This is a genomic window from Pantoea sp. GCM10028869, assembly GCF_042666835.1.
Classification (GTDB): domain Bacteria; phylum Pseudomonadota; class Gammaproteobacteria; order Enterobacterales; family Enterobacteriaceae; genus Pantoea; species Pantoea leporis.
The window spans coordinates 173747-192598 of the sequence record NZ_JBHTGO010000003.1 but is presented as its reverse complement, the minus strand read 5'-3'; the positions used below and the strand labels follow the sequence as shown (position 1 = coordinate 192598).

Here is an 18852-nt window from a genome sequence, read left to right as displayed (position 1 = left end):
AGATAAGATGAAACTACTTATTCGGACGATTATGCTGGTGGCATTAATTTGGTTAGCGATGCTGCTGACCGGCTATGGCGTACTCACCGGCAGCAATAAGAATGCGGCGGGATTGGGGCTGCAATGCAGCTATCTGACCGCACGCGGTATGATTACGGCACAGTATCTGCACACAGACAGCGGTATCGTCGGCGTAACGGATTGTCCACTGCTGAAGAAAAGTGGCGAAGTGGTCGACAATTAAGCGTTGAAACGGGCTGGCAACAGCCCGTTTTTCATTTCAGAAAGGATAGTTGTGGTAGCCCATTTGTTCAGACAGATTGCGCGCCGCACGATGCAGCATCGCCACGTACTCATTTTTGGCTTCTTCAGAAAAACGAATGGTGGGGAACGAGATGCTTAGCCCCGCAATCACCACGCCAAAACGGTCAAATACCGGCACCGCGATGCAACGTAAGCCTTCTTCCTGCTCTTCATTATCTTCGCCAAACCCCTGTACTTTTACCTGATCCAACACCGTCAGCAATGCTTCTGCAGTGACAATGGTTTTCGCGGTACTGCGGCGGAATTCCACTTCGCTGAGGATCTCCTGCACTTCAGCGCGATCGCGCCATGCCAGCAGCACTTTACCAATCGCGGTGGTGTGCAGTGGATTGCGGCGGCCGATGCGCGAATACATACGCAGGTTATAAAGAGAATCGATTTTATGGATGTAGACGATGCTGTCTTCTTCCAGCGCGCCGAGGTGAATGGTTTCTTTAGTCAGACGCGACAGCTCACGCATCTCAATATCGGCGCTACGAATCAGATCGACGTTCTGCAACGCTTTGGCGCCGAGTTCGAACAGCTTGAGCGTCAGCGAGTATTTCTCACTTTCTCCTTCCTGCGCCACATAGCCAAGCGATTTCATGGTCTGTAAAAAGCGATAAACGGTACTTTTTGACATCATCACGCGTTGGGACAATTCGGTGATGCCGTGATCGCGCTCTTCGCCCAGCGCCTGCAGAATGCCAAACACTTTCATCACTGATGAAACCGAGTCTGGCTGTTTATCATTATCACTGCTCGCCATGGCGCGTATCCTTTTTGACAGTGTTTCAAAAAAAACGGAACAGAAGCGCCAGTATATGCGTTTCAGCCTGATGGCGGCAACGACTGACGCTAAGTGACACATCCACACGTAATTTTATGTCAATGAATGCGGTGCTTTTCGGCAGCGAATTGATTAGCATGATGATATTCACTCTCTTTACTTACTTTACTTATGCCTTCTACTGTTGCCCAGGATGGATTACCCCTTCCACAGCGCTATGGCGCGATCATCACCATTGCACTCGGTATTATGATGGCGGTGCTGGATGGAGCTATCGCCAACGTGGCCTTACCAACCATTGCGCGTGAATTGAATGCCAGCCCAGCCGAATCGATCTGGATTGTTAACGCCTACCAAATCGCCATCGTTATTTCGCTGCTGTCGCTGTCGTTTCTCGGCGATATGCTCGGCTACCGCCGCGTCTATCAGGTTGGACTCGCGCTGTTTATCGCTACCTCACTGTTTTGCGCCCTCTCCTCAACGTTGAATACGCTGACCGTGGCGCGTGTGCTGCAAGGCTTTGGTGGTGCCGCGTTGATGAGCGTGAACACGGCGCTGATCCGCATCATCTATCCGCAGCGCTTCCTCGGGCGCGGTATGGCGATCAATTCGCTGATTGTTGCGGTCTCCAGCGCGGCCGGTCCAACCGTAGCGGCGGCGATCCTGTCTGTTGCCAGCTGGAAATGGCTGTTTCTGATCAACATTCCGCTCGGCATTGTTGCGCTGTGGCTGGCGTTGCGTTTCCTGCCGGATAACACCCAGAAAGCCAAACAACAGAAATTCGACGTGCCAAGCGCCGTAATGAATGCGCTGTTCTTTGGCCTGCTCATATCTGCACTGAGCGGTTTCTCGCAGGGACAAAACGGCTGGCTGATTGTGGCCGAATTGGTGGCATTGGTGTTGGTGGGCATTGTTTTCGTTCGTCGCCAGTTAGCGATGCCGGTGCCATTGCTGCCGGTGGACTTGCTGCGCATTCCGATCTTTTCGCTGTCGATCGGCACCTCAATTTGCTCATTCTGCGCGCAGATGCTGGCGATGGTGGCGTTGCCGTTCTTCCTGCAAAACGTGCTGGGCCGGGATGAAGTGGCAACCGGCTTGCTGCTCACGCCGTGGCCGCTGGCAACCATGGTGATGGCACCCATTGCAGGTCGCCTGATCGAGAAGTTCCATGCCGGATTATTAGGCGGATTGGGATTAGCGATGTTCGCTGCCGGGCTATTCCTGCTGGCGCTTTTACCGACGCAGCCAACTGACGTGGATATCATCTGGCGCATGATGCTGTGCGGTGCCGGTTTCGGCCTGTTCCAGTCGCCTAACAATCACACCATCATCACCGCAGCACCGCGTAACCGCAGCGGTGGTGCCAGCGGAATGCTGGGTACCGCGCGTCTGGTGGGACAAAGCAGCGGCGCGGCGCTAGTGGCGCTAATGTTTAATCTGTTCAACGACAGCGGAACACACGCCTCACTGCTGTTAGCGGGCAGCTTTGCCAGCGTCGCTGCCTTGGTGAGCCTGGCGCGCATGACGCAGTCGCGGCAGGCTGCTGAGTCATAGAAACAGCAAGGGCGCCATCTGGCGCCCTTTTTTCTGTCTATTACCGACTACTTCAGGTATTCGCCGCTACGCAGCGCTTCGATACGTTTATCGAGCGGCGGATGCGACATGAACAGCTCGCTCAACGATTTGTTTTTACCGTTGATGCAAAACGCCATCATGCTGCTTGGCTCCTGCGGCTCGTAACTGGTTTTCAGACGCTGCAGTGCGGCAATCATCTTCTCGCGTCCAACCAGTTTGGCAGAACCCGCATCGGCGTGGAATTCACGGTGACGTGAGAACCACATGGTGATGATGCTGGCGAGGAAGCCAAACAGCAGTTCCAGCACCATCGAGACCGCGAAATACACCATCGGATTTCCGTTGCTGCTCTCTTCACCGTCGCGGTTACCCGACAGGAAGCCGGAAGCGATCTGCGCCAAAATGCGCGAGATGAAGATGACAAAGGTGTTCACCACACCCTGAATCAGCGTCATGGTGATCATGTCACCATTGGCGATATGGGCGATTTCGTGCGCCAGCACCGCTTCAGCTTCATCACGGCTCATGTTTTGCAACAGGCCGGTGGAAACAGCGACCAGCGACGCGTCACGGCGTGCGCCTGTCGCAAAGGCGTTAATGTCGGGCGCGTGATAAATCGCCACCTGCGGCATCGCAATGCCAGCCTGTTGTGCCTGGCGGCCGACGGTATCCATCAGCCAGCGTTCCGTCTCATTACGCGGTTGTTCAATGACTTCACCGCCAACGGATCGTAACGCCATCCATTTAGACATCAGCAGTGAAACAAACGCACCGCCGAAGCCAAACAGACCTGCCATAATCATCAGACCCATAACACTGCTTGACTGGATTCCTGTCAGACTCAAAATCAGTCCGAATACCAACATCACCGCCAGGTTGGTGAGCAGGAAAAGAGCAATACGCATCATAAACGTTAATCTTCCTCAGTTGTGCACGCGCATATGCGCGGATATCTATCCTATGGTCATCGCCGCGCATTTCAAGCAACCTTAATCTTTAAGTGCCTAAAAAGACATAACTTTACATTAGGCAGTGAAGTGCGAAGTTCGCTGCATCAGTAACGCTTAACAACGATTTTAGCGTAAAAAAAAGCACCGCCGAAGCGGTGCTATTTCACAAGCCAGACGGTTACTTCGCGCTTGCGGCAGCAGGCTGAGATTTCTCCAGCTGCGCCATATCGTTAGCGATTTTCACCGTTTCATCCAGATACGGATCCGGCTCTTTATAGTCTTTCGGCAGATCTTCGATGCTCTTCAGCGGCGCTTTACCTTCCGCCTGATAGCGCGCGTTAATGCGCTCCAGACGCAGTGCATCATCTTCACGGTTCTCTTTCTCACGTTGGGCAAGATTGAGCGACACGATATTACGCTTGTCTTTCATCGCATCGAAACGCGCAATATCTTTCATGATGTACTGGAACTCGCGATCTTTAGCGATGCGATCGGCATGCTCTTTGGTCAGCTGCGGTACCAGCGGCGCGATATCGCCGGTTTTGGTGTAGCTTGCCGCATTCACACTGTCCCAAGGCAGCGCGTTGTCCTCGAACTTCTCGCCGGTTTCTGCCGCTTCAACGCCGGTTGGCATCAGCAGATCTGGCGTTACGCCTTTACGCTGCGTGCTGCCACCGTTAATGCGGTAGAACTTCTGAATGGTGTATTGTACAGAACCCAGCGCTGGCCACTCTGGACGCAGCATCTGATCGTAAATACGGTTCAGCGAACGATACTGTTGCACGGTGCCTTTACCGAAGGTCGGCTCACCGACAATCAGCGCACGGCCGTAATCCTGCATCGCCGCAGCGAAGATCTCAGAAGCCGAAGCACTGAAGCGATCGACCAGCACCACCAGCGGACCTTTGTAATAGACGATGCCGTCGTTATCGCTGTCTTCACGCACGCGGCCATTGTTATCACGCACCTGCACCACCGGACCGCTTGGAATAAACAGGCCCGAAAGTGAAACGGCTTCGGTCAACGCGCCACCGCCGTTGGTACGCAGATCGATCACCACGCTGTCGACGTTTTGCTTCTGCAGCTTCTGCAGCTGCACCTTCACATCGTCAGTCAAACCAACGTAGAAGCCAGGAATGTCGAGAACGCCAACTTTCTGTTTGCCGACGTTATGCACGGTGCCTTTCACAGCGCGATCTTCCAGACGGATTTTTTCACGCGTCAGCGTGACGGTGCGGGTTTTAGTGCCCTTGCCCGCTGGCAGGATTTCGAGGCGTACTTTGCTGCCTTTCGGTCCTTTGATTTTAGAAACCACATCATCCAGACGCCAGCCAATCACATCTTCCATCGGTTTGCCCGGCTGAGCGACACCGACAATGCGGTCGCCTACGCTGATCGCTTTACTCTTCGCCGCCGGACCGCCTGCGACCATTGAGTTGATCACCGTGTAATCGTCATCCATCTGCAGCACTGCGCCGATACCTTCCAGCGACAGGCTCATTTCGGTGTTGAATTGCTCGGTGTTGCGCGGCGAAAGATAGTTCGTGTGCGGGTCGATTTCATGCGCGAACGCAGTCATCGCCAGCTGGAACACATCTTCACTGTTGCTTTGCGCCAGACGACGGATGGCAAAGTTGTAACGCTTGGTCAGCGTTTCGCGGATCTCTTTCTCATCTTTACCGGCCAGTTTCAGGCTCAGTTCGTCATATTTAACTTTGGCATCCCACAGCGCGTTGAGCTCATCGACGCTCTTTGGCCATGGCGATTTTGCCCGGTCAATGTCAATGGTGTCATTGCCGGTGAAATTCATTGGGCGATTCAGCACGCTCAGCGCATATTGATAGCGCTCAAAGCGGCGTTTCTGCGCCAGATTGTAGAGATCGTAAAACACATCCAGCTTACCGCTGCGGAACTCATCACCCACGGTGGTTTTCTTATCGGCGAACTGCGCGATATCCGATGCCAGCAGCACGTTATGGCTGTAGTCGAGCAGATTCAGGTAGCGATCAAAAATTTTCGCGGAGAAGTCCTGATTCAAATCGAACTGACGATAGTGAGAGCGGGTGAAACGCGAGGTAACGCGTTCGCTGACGGTGGGATGCTGTGGCTCTTCGTGTAGCTGGGGAATCTGGTCGGCGCGGGTAATATTATCTGCACCAAAGGTGGGGCCTGCTAAAAGCAGGCCCGCGATCATACCGATCTTTAAAATGTTGTTCATGCCAGGGTCAGCCTCCGTTTCAGAACTGCAAATGTTCTGCGCGCACAATCATAGCCATGCCGGAAGCGAGCTGAACCCGAACGCCATCTTTAGTAATTTCAAGAATGGTAGCGTCCATTGCACCTTTGCCTGCAGTCACTTTGATGTTCTGGCCGGGCTGCAACGTTGAGGTATCAGTGACAGGTTTGGCCCGCGGTGGCTGCGGTGCGGCTGCACGCTCAGTCGCGGCCGCACGCGGCGCCTGAGGACGTGGCTTACGCGCTGCATCACCTTCGGCAGCTTTACGCGGAGCAGGCTTGCGCGGACGACGTTCAGCGGTCTCTTCACCGGCTTCACGCTTCTTCGCTTTCTGCTGATCGCGCTGCGCCTGAACGCGGGCTTTCGCTTCTTCCAGTTGCTTGCGCGCATGTTCTACGTGTTGCTCATCCAGCACGCCACAGGCGTTGCCATCGAGATCGACACGAATGGCACCCGCTTTGATGCCATAAAGATAACGCCAGCTAGAGGTATAAAGACGTAAGGCAGAACGCAGTTGCGTCTTGCTCAGGCTCAGTTCGCCTTGAACACGCTCGACCAGATCTTGAAAAATGCCGATTTTGAGCGGACGCGCCTCGCCTTCGGCGCTAAAGCATTGCGGAAAACGTTCCGCCAAAAAGGCGATGACTTCTTTACTGCTATTCAACTTAGGTTGATTTTCCATGAAATTTCCTGATTACAACGGATTTGCCGACCAGAGCAGGCATGAACAGGCGACATTATAATGACAACATCGCCAAATGCTATGTGATCCAGTCGATTAGCTGTGCGTCAGCTGAATAAATTTTACGATGTCGCTGCCCGCCAGCACTTCACAAAGCCCGTCGGTAAGGGCCATCAGCCCCGCTTCGTCCTCGCTATCGAAGCGAGAATAAACCGTACTATCAATGTCTAAAACACCCACGAGGGTGCCATTTACTTTCAGAGGAATCACGATTTCGGCATTGCTGGCGGCGTCACACGCGATATGGCCAGGGAACGCGTGCACGTCTTCCACCAATTGCACTTTGTCCTCGGCTACCGCGGTTCCACACACGCCTTTACCAACCGGAATACGTACGCAGGCGATTTTGCCCTGGAACGGGCCCAGCACCAGCGTGTTCGGTTCCGTCAGTAAATAGAATCCAGCCCAGTTCACGCCTTCCAGGCGTTCGAAAAGCAGTGCACTGCAATTGCCGAGCGCGGCCAGGAACGAGGTTTCACCCGCCAACAGAGCGCGGACATCGCGATTCAAATCCTCGTAAAAAGCTTTTTTGTTCATTGTTCAACCATAACTCGTCACTGGGGTGACCTTGTTGTCACTCAGTTGTTAAAATAAGCACTAATAATCCAGGCGCAGAAGGTGAATCATTCTGTTAGTTACTATACCCTTAGCAGTCGGTGGATAAGCGTATTCTGGTACCACCGAATATTGCAGGCAACTTTGCGCTACTCAGCATGCCGGTAACCGTAACGAACGATGGGCACTTGCGTCACCTATGAAAATTCACGCTATCAGCCAGACGTTGCCCCACGCACGTTATCAGCGTTGTCCGCAATGCGATACCCTTTTTTCCTTACCGGATGTGAAATCGCATCAGACAGCCTATTGCCCGCGCTGCCATGCACAAATTCAGAGCGGTCGTGACTGGTCGATGACGCGACTCACCGCCATGGCGGTGGTCATGATCGTGCTGATGCCGTTCGCCTTTAGCTTGCCTTTGGTTGATATTCGTCTGCTTGGCATGCGCATTAACGCCAGCCTGCTGGAGGGCGTGATCCAAATGACGCAGCAAGGCAACATCCTCACCGCTTCAATGGTGGCGTTTTGCACCATTGGCGCGCCGGTCACGCTGGTCATCGGCATTCTCTATCTGTGGGTGGGCAACGCGCTCGGAATGAACCTGCGCCCGGTCCTGTTGATGATGGACAAGCTCAAAGAGTGGGTGATGCTGGATATCTATCTGGTCGGCGTGGCGGTGGCATCGATCAAAGTGCAGGATTACGCCTCACTGGAAGTGGGCTACGGTTTAGTGGCCTATATTGCACTGACGGTGCTGAGCCTGCTGACGCTGATCCACCTGAACGTCGAGCAACTGTGGGAACACTATTATCCGCAAGCGATGCCCACCTCCCCGCCTGAAGAGTGGCAAGTGTGCCTGAATTGCCATCAAACCGGTGTAGCCGATGAGCGTGGGCGCTGCACGCGTTGCCACACGCCGCTTGACTACCGCCGACGCCACAGTTTGCAGAAATCCTGGGCAGCGCTCATCGCCTCGATTGTGCTGCTGATCCCCGCCAATTTGCTGCCGATTTCGGTGGTCTATGTTAATGGCGCACGCCGTGAAGACACCATCTTCTCCGGCATTCTGGGATTGGCATCGGGCAATATACCGGTGGCCGCGGTGGTGTTTATCGCCAGCATTCTGGTGCCCTTTACCAAAGTGTTAGTGATGTTGACTCTGTTACTCAGCATTCACTTTAAATGCGAACAGGGCTTAAAAACCCGCATTCGCCTGCTGCGCGCCGTCACCTGGGTGGGCCGCTGGTCGATGCTGGATCTGTTCGTCATTGCTGTAACCATGTCGCTGGTCAATCGTGATCAGCTGCTGGCTTTCACCATGGGACCGGCCGCCTTCTATTTTGGTGCCGCCGTTGTCCTGACCATTATGGCTGTAGAGTGGCTTGATAGCCGCCTGATCTGGGATGCACATGCAACAGGAAACGCCGACTACACCGACTAGCGCCAATCTGCGCAACAAGCGCAAGATTTCGCCATTCTGGTTATTGCCCATCATCGCCCTGCTGATTGCTGGCTGGCTGCTATGGACAAACTATCAGGAGCGCGGTACGACGATCACCATTAACTTCCAGACTGCCGACGGGATTGTGCCAGGCCGTACGCCGATTCGTTATCAGGGCGTGGAAGTGGGTACGGTGCAAGGCATTGTGCTGAGTGATGACTATCGCAGCATCCAGATTAAAGCCAGCATCAAAAGCGACATGCGCGATGCACTGCGTGAAGACACTCAGTTCTGGCTGGTGACGCCGAAAGCGTCACTGGCGGGCGTCTCCGGGCTTGATGCGCTGGTCGGCGGTAACTACATCGGCATGATGCCGGGTAAAGGTAAAGAGAGCGATCACTTCACCGCACTCGATACCCAACCGAAGTATCGCGTTAATACCGGCGAACTGCTTATCCACCTGCGCGCGCCCGACCTCGGCTCGCTCAACACCGGTTCGCTGGTTTATTACCGCAAAATTCCGGTGGGTCGCGTTTACGATTACAGCCTCAACAACAGCACCGACGGCGTTACCATTGATGTGCTGATTGAGCGCCGCTTTATCAATCTGGTGAAAAAGCAGAGCCGCTTCTGGAATGTTTCCGGCGTTGATGCGGATGTCAGCCTGAGCGGTGCCAAAGTGAAGCTGGAAAGCCTGGCCGCGTTAGTGAATGGCGCGATTGCCTTCGATTCACCCAATGACGGCGAGCAAGCTCAGGTGGATGCCAACTACCAGCTCTATCCGGATTTGGCGCGCAGTCAGCGCGGCGTGCAAGTGAAACTGAACCTGCCGAGCGGCGATAACCTGAAAGCCGATAGCACACCGCTGATGTATCAGGGACTGGAAGTCGGCACCTTGACCAAACTCAACCTGCTGGATGGCGGCAAAGTCACCGGCGAGCTGACGGTTGATCCTTCAGTAACCGGTTTGATGCGCAGCGGGACGCGCATTGAAATGCGCACGCCGAAGATCAGCCTGACCGACACCAATCTCAGCAGCCTGTTAACCGGTAATACTTTTGAACTGGTGCCAGGCGAAGGCGAGCCGCAGGATCACTTTACCGTGTTGCCAGCCAGCGAAACATTGCTGCAGAAACCTGACGTGCTGACGGTAAAACTCAGCGCGCCGGAAACCTACGGTATCGATGCCGGCCAGCCGGTGATGTTGTATGGCATGAAAATCGGTCAGGTGATTTCACGCACGCTGGATGAAAATGGCATCAGCTTTGTGGCGGCCATCAATCCGGAGCACCGTAATCTGGTACACGCTGACAGCAAGTTTGTGGTGAATAGCCGCCTCGATGTGAAGTTTGGACTTGACGGGATGAAAGTGCTGGGCGCCAGCGCGCGCGAGTGGGTTGAGGGCGGCATTCGCCTGATTCCTGGCGCGAAGGGCAATCCTTCCAGTCGTTATCCTTTATATGCGGATGCGGAACGTGCCGAAGAAGGCATCGTGGGTGAACAGCCGCCAACCACGCTGAAACTTACCGCCAAAAGCTTGCCGGATGTACAGGCCGGTTCAGTGCTGCTGTACCGCAAATTCCAGGTCGGTGAAGTGGTGGATGTAGTGCCGCGCGCGGATGCGTTTGAAATCTCGATTCATATCCAGCCGCAGTATCGCAAGTTGCTGACCAGCGAGAGCGTGTTCTGGGCCGAAGGTGGCGCCAAAGTGCAGCTCAACGGCAGCGGTTTGACGGTGCAAGCGTCCCCGCTCAACCGCGCGCTCAAAGGCGCGATCAGTTTCGATAATCTCACCGGCGCGCAGGCGGCGAAAGGCGTGAAACGCGTGCTCTACTCGTCAGAAACCGCGGCGCGTGCAGTTGGCAGCCAGATTACGCTGCACACCTTCGATGCCAGCAAACTGGCGGCGGGCATGCCGATTCGCTATCTCGGCATCAATATTGGCCAGGTTGAATCACTGGCGCTGAGTTCTGATAACAATCAGGTTGTCGCCAAAGCGGTGCTTTATCCGGAATACGTGCAGGACTTTGCGCGCATCGGCAGCCGCTTCTCGGTGGTGTCGCCGGAGATTTCTGCGGCGGGCGTTAACCATATCGAAACGCTGCTGCAGCCTTATCTCAACGTCGATCCGGGCAAAGGTTCGCCGGCGCGCACCTTTGAACTGCAGGAAAGCACCATCACCGATTCACGCTACCTGAACGGCTTGACAATATATGTCGATGCCGCTGACGCGGGATCGCTGTCGGTGGGCACGCCAGTGCTGTTCCGGGGCGTTGAAGTGGGCACCGTCACCGGAACGTCGCTGGGCAATATGGCGGATCGCGTGCAGATCGCGCTGCGTATCAGCAAAAAGTACCAGCATCTGGTGCGCAACAATTCGGTGTTCTGGCTGGCTTCCGGCTATAACTTCGATTTCGGTCTGATCGGCGGCGTGTTGAAAACCGGCACCTTCCAGCAGTTCATTCGCGGCGGCGTACAGTTTGCCACCCCGCCGACGGTGCCATTAGCACCGCAGGCCGGCGCCAATAAACATTTCCTGCTACAGGATGAAGCGCCGAAAGCGTGGCGCGACTGGGGCACGGCGATTCCGGACCCTCATCAACCTTAAGCAAATCGGGCAGCCTGGCTGCCCGATTCTTTTTCGCGTGTTACACTTCGCGCTCATTTCGTTTCCCGGTAGATGCCCGTGTCCGATCGCTTTCCCGAAGATTTCCTCGCGCTGATGCGCGCCAGCCTTGCTGACGACGCCGAACTGCAGCGCTTTCTCGCCATTAGCCAGCAACCGCTGCGTCGCAGCTTACGCGTCAACACCTTAAAAATTAGCGTGGATGATTTCCTCGCCCGCACCGCCGACTATGGCTGGCGCTTATCGCCCATTCCGTGGTGCGCCGAAGGGTTTTGGATCGAGCGTGACGACGAATCGCTGCCGCTGGGTAGCGTGGCGGAGCATCTGAGCGGACTGTTCTACATTCAGGAAGCCAGCTCGATGCTGCCGGTTACCGCGCTGTTTGACGCCGCACCCGATGCGCGTCAGGTGATGGATGTGGCTGCTGCGCCCGGTTCTAAAACCACCCAGATGGCCGCGCTGATGCGCAATGAAGGCGCCATTCTGGCGAACGAATACTCGGCCAGCCGCGTTAAAGTGCTGCACGCTAACATCAGCCGCTGTGGCGTCAGCAATGTTGCGCTGACCCATTTTGATGGCCGTGTATTTGGCGCCGCGCTGCCGGAGCGTTTCGATGCCATTCTGCTCGATGCGCCCTGCTCTGGCGAAGGCGTGGTGCGCAAAGATGCTGATGCGTTGCGTAACTGGACGCTGGCCAGCACTGAAGCGATTGCGGAAACCCAACGCGATCTGCTCGACAGCGCTTTCCATGCCTTACAGCCAGGCGGCACGCTGATTTACTCTACCTGCACACTGAATCAAATCGAGAATCAGCAGGTGATTAATTGGTTGCAGCAGCGTTATCCCGACGCGGTTGAAATCGTGCCGCTGAACGGTTTATTCGACGGAGCCGATCAGGCGTTAACCGCCGAAGGTTTCCTGCACGTATTCCCGCAGATTTTCGATAGTGAAGGTTTCTTCGTTGCGCGTCTGCGTAAAACCGCCAGTATTCCCGCGCTGCCAACGCCAACCTACAAAGTCGGCAAACTGCCCTTCTCTCCGGCCAGCCGCAAGCTGAGCGCCGAAGTGCAACAGGCCGCGGCCAAAGTCGGCTTGCAGTGGGATGAAAATCACACGCTATGGCAGCGCGATAAAGAGCTGTGGCTGTTCCCCGCGGCGCTGGAGGGTTGGCTGGGTAAAGTGCGCTTCTCGCGCATCGGCCTCAAGTTGGCCGAAACCTTCCCGAAAGGCTATCGCTGGCAGCATGAAGCGGTCGTGGCGTTGACGCAACCAGGCAGTGCGCTGGATTTCGAACTCACCGATGCAGAAGCGGAAACCTGGTATCGCGGTCAGGATATTCATCCGGACACGTTGCCCAGCCGGGATGAGGTGATCGTCACTTACCAGCAGCAGCCGCTGGGATTGGCGAAGAAAGTGGGTAATCGGATTAAAAACAGTTATCCGCGTGAACTGGTGCGCGACGGACGTCTGTTCCGCTAAGCGTTACTGCAACTGCACCAGGGTGAGGCGATTGCCGAAGACCGCGCCGGTATCGATGTAATGCTGATTCGCCACATTAAGCGGTTGTTCTAACGGCGTGTGGCCGAAGTAGAAATCACTGGCGCCATCGATGCGGGCTGAACTGCCGCGTTGATGGCGTCCCAGTCGATCGCGACTCCACACCACTTGCTGCCAGTCAACCTCTTGCCCTAACGCATAATGACTGGCGGGATAATCGGCGTGGGCAATCACCACCACGCGATCGCCGAAATCCAGATGCAGGATTAACGGTAACTCAGCACAGCGCTTCAACGCATGGCGCGCAGCGATCAACGCTGCGCCTTTGAGTTGCCAGAACCACTCGCCGCCGTTCATCATCCACAAGGTTTGGTCGCGCCCATCCAGCGCAGCGAGCGCCATCTGCTCATGATTGCCGCGCACGCAGCGAAACCAGGGCTCCTGCATCAGCGCTAAACAGCCGGGGCTGTCCGGGCCACGATCGATTAAATCGCCCACAGACAGCAGTAGATCCTGCTGCTTATCGAAATCCCGCTTGAGCAGTTGCGCATCGAGTTGGGCGCGGCAACCGTGCAGATCGCCAACCACCCAAATATTTCGCCACATTTGCGCGTTCACCTTTTGGTAAAGCATGTAATCTTTCCCGGTTGACTGGAAGTTTAGTGAGCCCGGCTTAAAGTATAGTCCGGCAAGGTTAGCCAGCGGAGGGAACAGCATGAGCGGACGGAAGCAATTCATTGGTGTATTAATCGTTATTTTCATCGGTAGCTTGCTGCTGCTGGAATCACTCGCTCGTCTGGTACATCTGTTATTTGTGGGATAATTACGCGACTTTACATTCCGCGCTAAACGCCTAAACTCCTTTGCGCATCATATAAAGGAGCCTGTATGAGCCAGAATATTTACGACAACCCCACTTTTTTTGCCGGTTACGCCACCTTGCCACGTTCCGTTAAGGGATTAGACGGCGCGCCAGAGTGGCCCGCACTGCGTGCGCTACTACCCGACCTGCATGATAAACGTATTCTGGATCTCGGCTGCGGTTACGGCTGGTTTTGCCGCTACGCGCAGCAGCAAGGCGCGCGTGAGGTGCTGGGTCTGGACGTTTCCGAGAAGATGTTAGCGCAAGCCGCGACCATGACGCAGGGAACCGGGATTCGCTATCAGCGCGCCGATTTAGAATCGCTGCAACTGAACGAATCCTATGATCTCGCCTACAGTTCGCTGGCGCTGCACTACCTCAGCAATATTGACGCACTCTTCGCAACCGTGTTTGAGGCGCTAACGCCGGGCGGCGCGCTGGTGTTTTCCTGTGAGCATCCGATTTACACTGCACCTACTCAACAGCAGTGGATTGTGGATGAACAGCAGCAGCGCAGCTGGCCAGTTAATCATTACCAGCAGGAAGGGGAACGCATCAGCAACTGGTTTGCCGATGGCGTGAAGAAGCAACATCGCAAGCTGGCAACCTGGATCAATGCGTTAATTGGCGCAGGATTTGAGATCGTGCATCTTGATGAATGGGGCCCGAGCGAAGAGATGGTTGCACTCAATCCCGCGCTGGCGGAAGAACGCGATCGCCCGATGATGTTCTTGCTAGCCGCGCGTAAACCGCTCTGAATATTCTCGTGGCGGCAGGATGCTGCCACGTCGTTATTCCATCTATCGCCATTCTTAATTATCAGACAAATTGGTCGCCTGTCTTGGGCGAATTCCTTCTCTGAGCCGCTGACCGTGACTGATTGCATTTTTAATTTTCGCCCTCATCTCGATATACACTATCGCTATAAACCGGCTTCAGTAGACAATCAGCATTTATTGATTGTGATGTCAGGGTTTAACCTTCCTGATCCCACCATCTACGATTTCACCCTTTTGGAGCATACTCAATCGGCGGTGTTGTGGATTAAGGATGATTTCAACGGCTTGCCCGCTTACTATCTGTGCAACAATATGAATTTTGAAATTGAGCATGGGGTAAGCCAGCTTATTCGCTCGGTAATTGAGCTGACAACACCCTCAAACGTTTCCATAGTTGGCGCCTCAAAAGGTGGCAGCGCGGCGCTCTATTTCGGTGTTAGGCATAATATTAAAAATATCATTACTGCCGTACCACAGTTTTATCTCGGGGATTATGCAGCCACAATGTGGCCGAATGTGGGTGACGCAATGATGGGATCGACAACGCCCGCAGCCATCTCGCTATTAAATAAGCTTTTGCCGAACGCTATTCGACGCGATCGCCAAACGGACAAGAATATTTACCTATTTACTGCTCTCGCTGATTATCAGCGTGAACAGGAGATTCTGCCTCACCTGGAGTTGCTTGAAAAATATCAAAACTTCAATTTGATCGAATCAGCATCGCCTTGCATCACTCATCATAATGAAGTCACGCGATATAATCTTAATCTCATCCTTGCTCTGATTTATCAGTTAGAACAGGAGATTATCCCACGCTGGGGGCACATCCGTAATGGTAGTCGCTGGGACACTGTACAGAAATGATCCCAGCAAATATTGCTCGTTACAGCGTTCAATGCTTTAGCGAGTAATTAAAAATATCGCCACTAAGAAGAAGGCTAATAAACCCGCGAAAGTCATTGTTCCAATACGCGGCGTTTTTGCCCGCCCAACGACCACACCAATAAAGATACAAAGCAGAGTTAACGTGCCAATCATTACCCAAAGAAGATATTGTGTGTTTGCCATGAAGGATCCTTATTAACCGGCAATAAAACAGATGCGCCAACTTTATACCATTTTTCATGCATGCTGGCTGCAGCTATTTGACCGCAAAATTGTCGGGGTAGATGCTCAGAAGGCTAATTATTAAGTTGCACCGTGCGCGCAACGCACTGATTGCAGTTTCTGCAACTGCTCCAGGCGCGCCTTCACTTTGCTGTTAGCGCTGACCTTTGCAATGCCGTTACCGATACCAAAATCCCCGACGAATCCTAATACCGTTAGCGCATCAAACTCACCGGTTTTATCAATCTGCTGCTGAACGCTTTGGCTTTTAGCGATCTCCTGATTCAGTGCTGCACAGTCATAGGTTTGCGCTTCGGCATCGCTCACTTTGGCGGACTGCGGATACTGTTTCAGTGCGCAACCACTCAGCAGCAAGGCGATCAGGATAACGGGCTTGTGCATCTCGCAAGATTCTCTCTACGACGGTAATTTATTTCGGAATAAGAGAAAAAGTAGCATGTGGGTAAGAGGGTAAACGTGGGAATAAGTGAAGATGTGCGGGGGTATTTAAAATAAAAAAGCACTGCCTGAGCAGTGCTAATGATTCTGATATCAGGCAATTGCCTGATAAGCCCTGATAATTATCAGGGCAGAATATCCGCTATTACGCAGTTTTCAACACAATCATTGATGATTTGCAGAAAATACATTTAGCGCCATGTGGGTTCATTTTCGTAATATCGAACGCGGAGGTGCGATATTGTGAACTCTGGCAATGCGGACATCTTAAACGATTATAAATGCGAATAATTACAGACCTAATACATTTGTTGCAGACGGACCTTTTGGACCATCTTCAACTGAAAACTCAACACGCTGACCTTCATCAAGTGAGCGATAATCAGTGCCCTGAATGGCTGAGAAGTGGACGAAAACGTCCTTGCTGCCATTTTCAGGAGAAATAAAGCCGAAGCCTTTTTCTGAGTTGAACCATTTTACCGTTCCAAGAATTTTATTAGACATAATTTTTACCTTTTAAATGAGCCTATTGGCGTAAGGGCCGAGTTGCAGATACGAATCAGAACTTAGGATAAGACTCAAAGAGAAAGGGCTTGAAGCGGCACTAACCGGGATGAGAAATACAATGGGAACTAACCTTCTAACTGTCTGCTATTCAGACCGACGACGCATTAACGCATTTATCTTACCAGGTAGCAAGGTAAAAAAATTTTTATTTCATATAAAAAAGAAAGGCAGAAAATAAAAAAACCCACCGAAGTGGGTTTAATCATCAATCAGGCTGCTTGTCGCCCGACTCCGGTGCCAGACTCTCATCGTCTTTTTCATGCTCATCCGGCTTCACCTTAGTATCTTCTTCAAGCTCATCCGCTTCAATCGGTCTATCAGACATAAATCCTCCTGAGTTGCTTAGAGAATTAAGTGTAGATGCCAGCATAAAGGTAAGCCTAACGCGTGCAGACAATTTATTATTATACAGATAAAAAAAGACCCAATACGATTCCTGTATCGGGTCCAGGGAAATGGCTCTTTGGGAGCCGTGCGCTAAAAGTTGGCATTTTTGCAGGCGAGGACGCCTTGCCATTTAAAGGTAGACCAGGATTGCTGGTTTTCCAGCCAATCATGCGGTTTGGTTGCGAAAGGTGACAACTCTGTGATCGTGGTGACAGAACGAGGAAGCAAGCGTAGCGGCAGAATTGTGCGCTACGCCTGAGAATATAGGGATTACTTACCGCACAGTTGCTGCGCGCGGTCGATGATCGGTTGCAGACTCATTTTCTGGCCTGGATGGGCTTTATCAACAGCGACAATGGTGTCGATCGATTGCAGCGTGCCCTGCCCGGCCGTTTTGCGCGCAAAGGCTTTATCGTTGAGCGGATACTGCAACAAAGTGCCTGGATTAATCGCGAACAGCGCGCCGTCTTTCTCGCAGGTCAACATCACCTCTTCACGGGTGAAGGGCCATTTGTCTTTTCCAATCTCAAAACGGCTGACGGTAATAATCTGTGCCGCCATCGCCTGGCTGCACAGCGCCATCAATACGCAAGCTGGAATCAGTTTCTTCAGCAAAATATCGACCTCATTTATCTTCTTGAATGTTACATTCAGGCCGGTGACAGCGTGGCAAACACGCTCACCAACCCAATTACAATAATGGCCAGCAGCAGCTCAAGCTGCGTCAGGCGAATAAACAGATGCGCTGCGTTACTGGCCGCCAGGCGAAAGTGCGGCACCAGCAGATAGCGATTGGTCAGCGCAATAGCGATCATCAGAATGACCAGCAGCACTTTCACCACCAGCAGTTCGCTCCAAAGCGTGGCTTGCCAATGCAACGGCGAACCGGCAATCAGCACGCTATTAATGATGCCCGTCAGCAGCGCGAGCGCCACCGCCAGGTGACCGTAACGCGAGAAGCGCATCATGCAGCGAATCGCATCGGTGCGAAAAGCGATCTGCCGCGCTTCACGCATCAGTAATAACAACGGCAGTAATCCGCCCGCCCAGAATGCAGCCGTAATTAAATGCAGCGCGTGATTGCCTTGTTGCAGCAATCCGGGCCAGCCATCGCGCATCGCGGCATGCCCAACACCGGCTAATGCCACCAACTGCAACAGGCCGCTGCACAGCAGCAGATTTTGCCGCAGTGTGCCACGCAGCAGTAGCGCTAACGTGCTCAGCAGTGCGAACGCGATTTCCCAACGCCAAACCCGGCCGAAGCGCGTGCTGAGCACCGCCTGCCAGGTTGCGCTGTCACTGACATTACGCCAGTCGCCGCTCATCAAGCCGGTTTGCGTTGCCAGCATCAACAGGGCGCTGAATAAACTCAGCAGCGCGCTGGTACGGAGAAGTAAAGCTAAACGCTGTGATAGCAGCGGACGATAGCGGCGCGGCGCCAGTAGCGCGGTATAAAAGGCGCTACCGGCGAGCAGCAGCACCGACATAAAATGCAGCGCTCGCAGTCCAATCCACAGCGTGCTCAAACTCATCAATCACTTCACGCTGAAGGTATAGCTGCCTTTGGTTTTATGCCCATCAACGGACAGCACATGCCAGTTCACTTGGTAGTTGCCCGACGGCAGCGGCTGGCTGATCGGTACAATCAGCTGATCGTGTTGTTTATCGTTGAGTTTGGCTTTTCCAACCGCCATCGGTTGATGTTGTGCATTGAGCACATCCACGCCACTGAATGCCGCTTCAACATCCTCGGTAAAGGTCAGCGTTAAATTCTGCGGGGAGGTTTCCACCACCGCTTTGTCGGCTGGGACCGGGGTTTTCAGGTGAGCGTGTGCCATAGCAACCTGGCTGAAGGCCAGCGTTGATGACGCCAGAAGTAGCGCGACGACAGCGTTGAACGCAGTTTTCTTCATGACTTCTTCCCTATTAAATGCGGCAAACCACCGCAAACGTGGCAGCAGGATACGCCG

The 18852-nt window shown here is 53.6% G+C and carries 20 protein-coding genes; 7 read left to right on the top strand and 13 right to left on the bottom strand.

The window, feature by feature from the left end; translation table 11 throughout:
* Positions 1-7 precede the first annotated feature (7 nt).
* Positions 8-244: a YobH family protein gene (locus ACFQW4_RS08770; RefSeq protein ID WP_008110416.1), complete on the top strand. Its 237-nt coding sequence runs from the start codon at positions 8-10 to the stop codon at positions 242-244.
* 36 nt (positions 245-280) lie between these two features.
* On the opposite strand, the gene kdgR is transcribed toward ACFQW4_RS08770, so the two are convergent.
* On the bottom strand, positions 281-1072 hold the full coding sequence (kdgR, locus tag ACFQW4_RS08765) for a DNA-binding transcriptional regulator KdgR (RefSeq protein WP_137385921.1): 792 nt from the start codon (positions 1070-1072) through the stop codon (positions 281-283).
* 192 nt (positions 1073-1264) lie between these two features.
* Here kdgR and ACFQW4_RS08760 point away from each other — a divergent pair, with 192 nt between their 5' ends.
* Positions 1265-2647 (top strand): MFS transporter, encoded by a 1383-nt coding sequence (locus ACFQW4_RS08760; protein ID WP_377724891.1) that lies wholly within the window; start codon positions 1265-1267, stop codon positions 2645-2647.
* 47 nt (positions 2648-2694) lie between these two features.
* Here ACFQW4_RS08760 and htpX read toward each other — a convergent pair whose 3' ends face one another.
* The 4 genes from htpX to ACFQW4_RS08740 form a co-directional block, all read right to left on the bottom strand.
* Positions 2695-3576, bottom strand: a complete 882-nt coding sequence (gene htpX / locus ACFQW4_RS08755; RefSeq protein WP_101764183.1) for a protease HtpX — start codon at positions 3574-3576, stop codon at positions 2695-2697.
* Positions 3577-3796: 220 nt separating this feature from the next.
* On the bottom strand, positions 3797-5836 hold the full coding sequence (gene prc, locus ACFQW4_RS08750; RefSeq protein WP_110866293.1) for a carboxy terminal-processing peptidase: 2040 nt from the start codon (positions 5834-5836) through the stop codon (positions 3797-3799).
* 19 nt (positions 5837-5855) lie between these two features.
* Entirely contained in the window at positions 5856-6536 is a 681-nt protein-coding gene (proQ, locus tag ACFQW4_RS08745; RefSeq protein WP_110866294.1) for an RNA chaperone ProQ, read from the bottom strand.
* Positions 6537-6632: 96 nt separating this feature from the next.
* Positions 6633-7133: a GAF domain-containing protein gene (locus ACFQW4_RS08740; RefSeq protein ID WP_101764180.1), complete on the bottom strand. Its 501-nt coding sequence runs from the start codon at positions 7131-7133 to the stop codon at positions 6633-6635.
* Positions 7134-7350: 217 nt separating this feature from the next.
* On the opposite strand from ACFQW4_RS08740, the gene yebS reads away from it, so the two are divergent.
* The 3 genes from yebS to rsmF all read left to right on the top strand — a co-directional run bounded on the left by yebS (position 7351) and on the right by rsmF (position 12700).
* Positions 7351-8595: a membrane integrity lipid transport subunit YebS gene (yebS, locus tag ACFQW4_RS08735; RefSeq protein ID WP_137385925.1), complete on the top strand. Its 1245-nt coding sequence runs from the start codon at positions 7351-7353 to the stop codon at positions 8593-8595.
* Complete coding sequence (locus tag ACFQW4_RS08730; protein WP_377724886.1) at positions 8564-11203, top strand: MlaD family protein; 2640 nt, start codon at positions 8564-8566, stop codon at positions 11201-11203. Before yebS ends, ACFQW4_RS08730 begins: the two co-directional genes overlap by 32 nt.
* A gap of 72 nt (positions 11204-11275) precedes the next feature.
* Entirely contained in the window at positions 11276-12700 is a 1425-nt protein-coding gene (gene rsmF, locus ACFQW4_RS08725; protein WP_336767666.1) for a 16S rRNA (cytosine(1407)-C(5))-methyltransferase RsmF, read from the top strand.
* A 3-nt stretch (positions 12701-12703) separates the two neighbouring features.
* Here the strand turns inward: rsmF and ACFQW4_RS08720 are convergent, their stop codons facing one another.
* Complete coding sequence (locus ACFQW4_RS08720; RefSeq protein WP_377724882.1) at positions 12704-13351, bottom strand: metallophosphoesterase; 648 nt, start codon at positions 13349-13351, stop codon at positions 12704-12706.
* A 255-nt stretch (positions 13352-13606) separates the two neighbouring features.
* Here ACFQW4_RS08720 and ACFQW4_RS08715 point away from each other — a divergent pair, with 255 nt between their 5' ends.
* Positions 13607-14338 (top strand): trans-aconitate 2-methyltransferase, encoded by a 732-nt coding sequence (locus ACFQW4_RS08715; RefSeq protein ID WP_101764176.1) that lies wholly within the window; start codon positions 13607-13609, stop codon positions 14336-14338.
* A 114-nt stretch (positions 14339-14452) separates the two neighbouring features.
* Positions 14453-15226, top strand: a complete 774-nt coding sequence (locus ACFQW4_RS08710) for a hypothetical protein (RefSeq protein ID WP_101764175.1) — start codon at positions 14453-14455, stop codon at positions 15224-15226.
* A 36-nt stretch (positions 15227-15262) separates the two neighbouring features.
* Here the strand turns inward: ACFQW4_RS08710 and ACFQW4_RS08705 are convergent, their stop codons facing one another.
* From ACFQW4_RS08705 to copC, 7 genes are all read right to left on the bottom strand, one after another.
* Positions 15263-15430: a hypothetical protein gene (locus ACFQW4_RS08705; protein ID WP_167391209.1), complete on the bottom strand. Its 168-nt coding sequence runs from the start codon at positions 15428-15430 to the stop codon at positions 15263-15265.
* Positions 15431-15550: 120 nt separating this feature from the next.
* Complete coding sequence (locus ACFQW4_RS08700) at positions 15551-15871, bottom strand: hypothetical protein (RefSeq protein WP_101764174.1); 321 nt, start codon at positions 15869-15871, stop codon at positions 15551-15553.
* Positions 15872-16073: 202 nt separating this feature from the next.
* Complete coding sequence (locus ACFQW4_RS08695) at positions 16074-16217, bottom strand: cold-shock protein (protein WP_101764610.1); 144 nt, start codon at positions 16215-16217, stop codon at positions 16074-16076.
* 2 nt (positions 16218-16219) lie between these two features.
* Positions 16220-16432 carry a cold-shock protein gene (locus ACFQW4_RS08690; protein WP_007889586.1) on the bottom strand — a complete coding sequence of 71 codons (213 nt, stop codon included), beginning with the start codon at positions 16430-16432 and terminating at the stop codon, positions 16220-16222.
* Between the two features lie 720 nt (positions 16433-17152).
* Positions 17153-17500, bottom strand: a complete 348-nt coding sequence (locus ACFQW4_RS08685; protein ID WP_061718597.1) for a YebY family protein — start codon at positions 17498-17500, stop codon at positions 17153-17155.
* 32 nt (positions 17501-17532) lie between these two features.
* Positions 17533-18414: a copper homeostasis membrane protein CopD gene (gene copD, locus ACFQW4_RS08680; protein WP_377724878.1), complete on the bottom strand. Its 882-nt coding sequence runs from the start codon at positions 18412-18414 to the stop codon at positions 17533-17535.
* A gap of 3 nt (positions 18415-18417) precedes the next feature.
* Positions 18418-18795: a copper homeostasis periplasmic binding protein CopC gene (copC, locus tag ACFQW4_RS08675; protein WP_377724876.1), complete on the bottom strand. Its 378-nt coding sequence runs from the start codon at positions 18793-18795 to the stop codon at positions 18418-18420.
* Between the last annotated feature and the right edge of the window lie 57 nt (positions 18796-18852).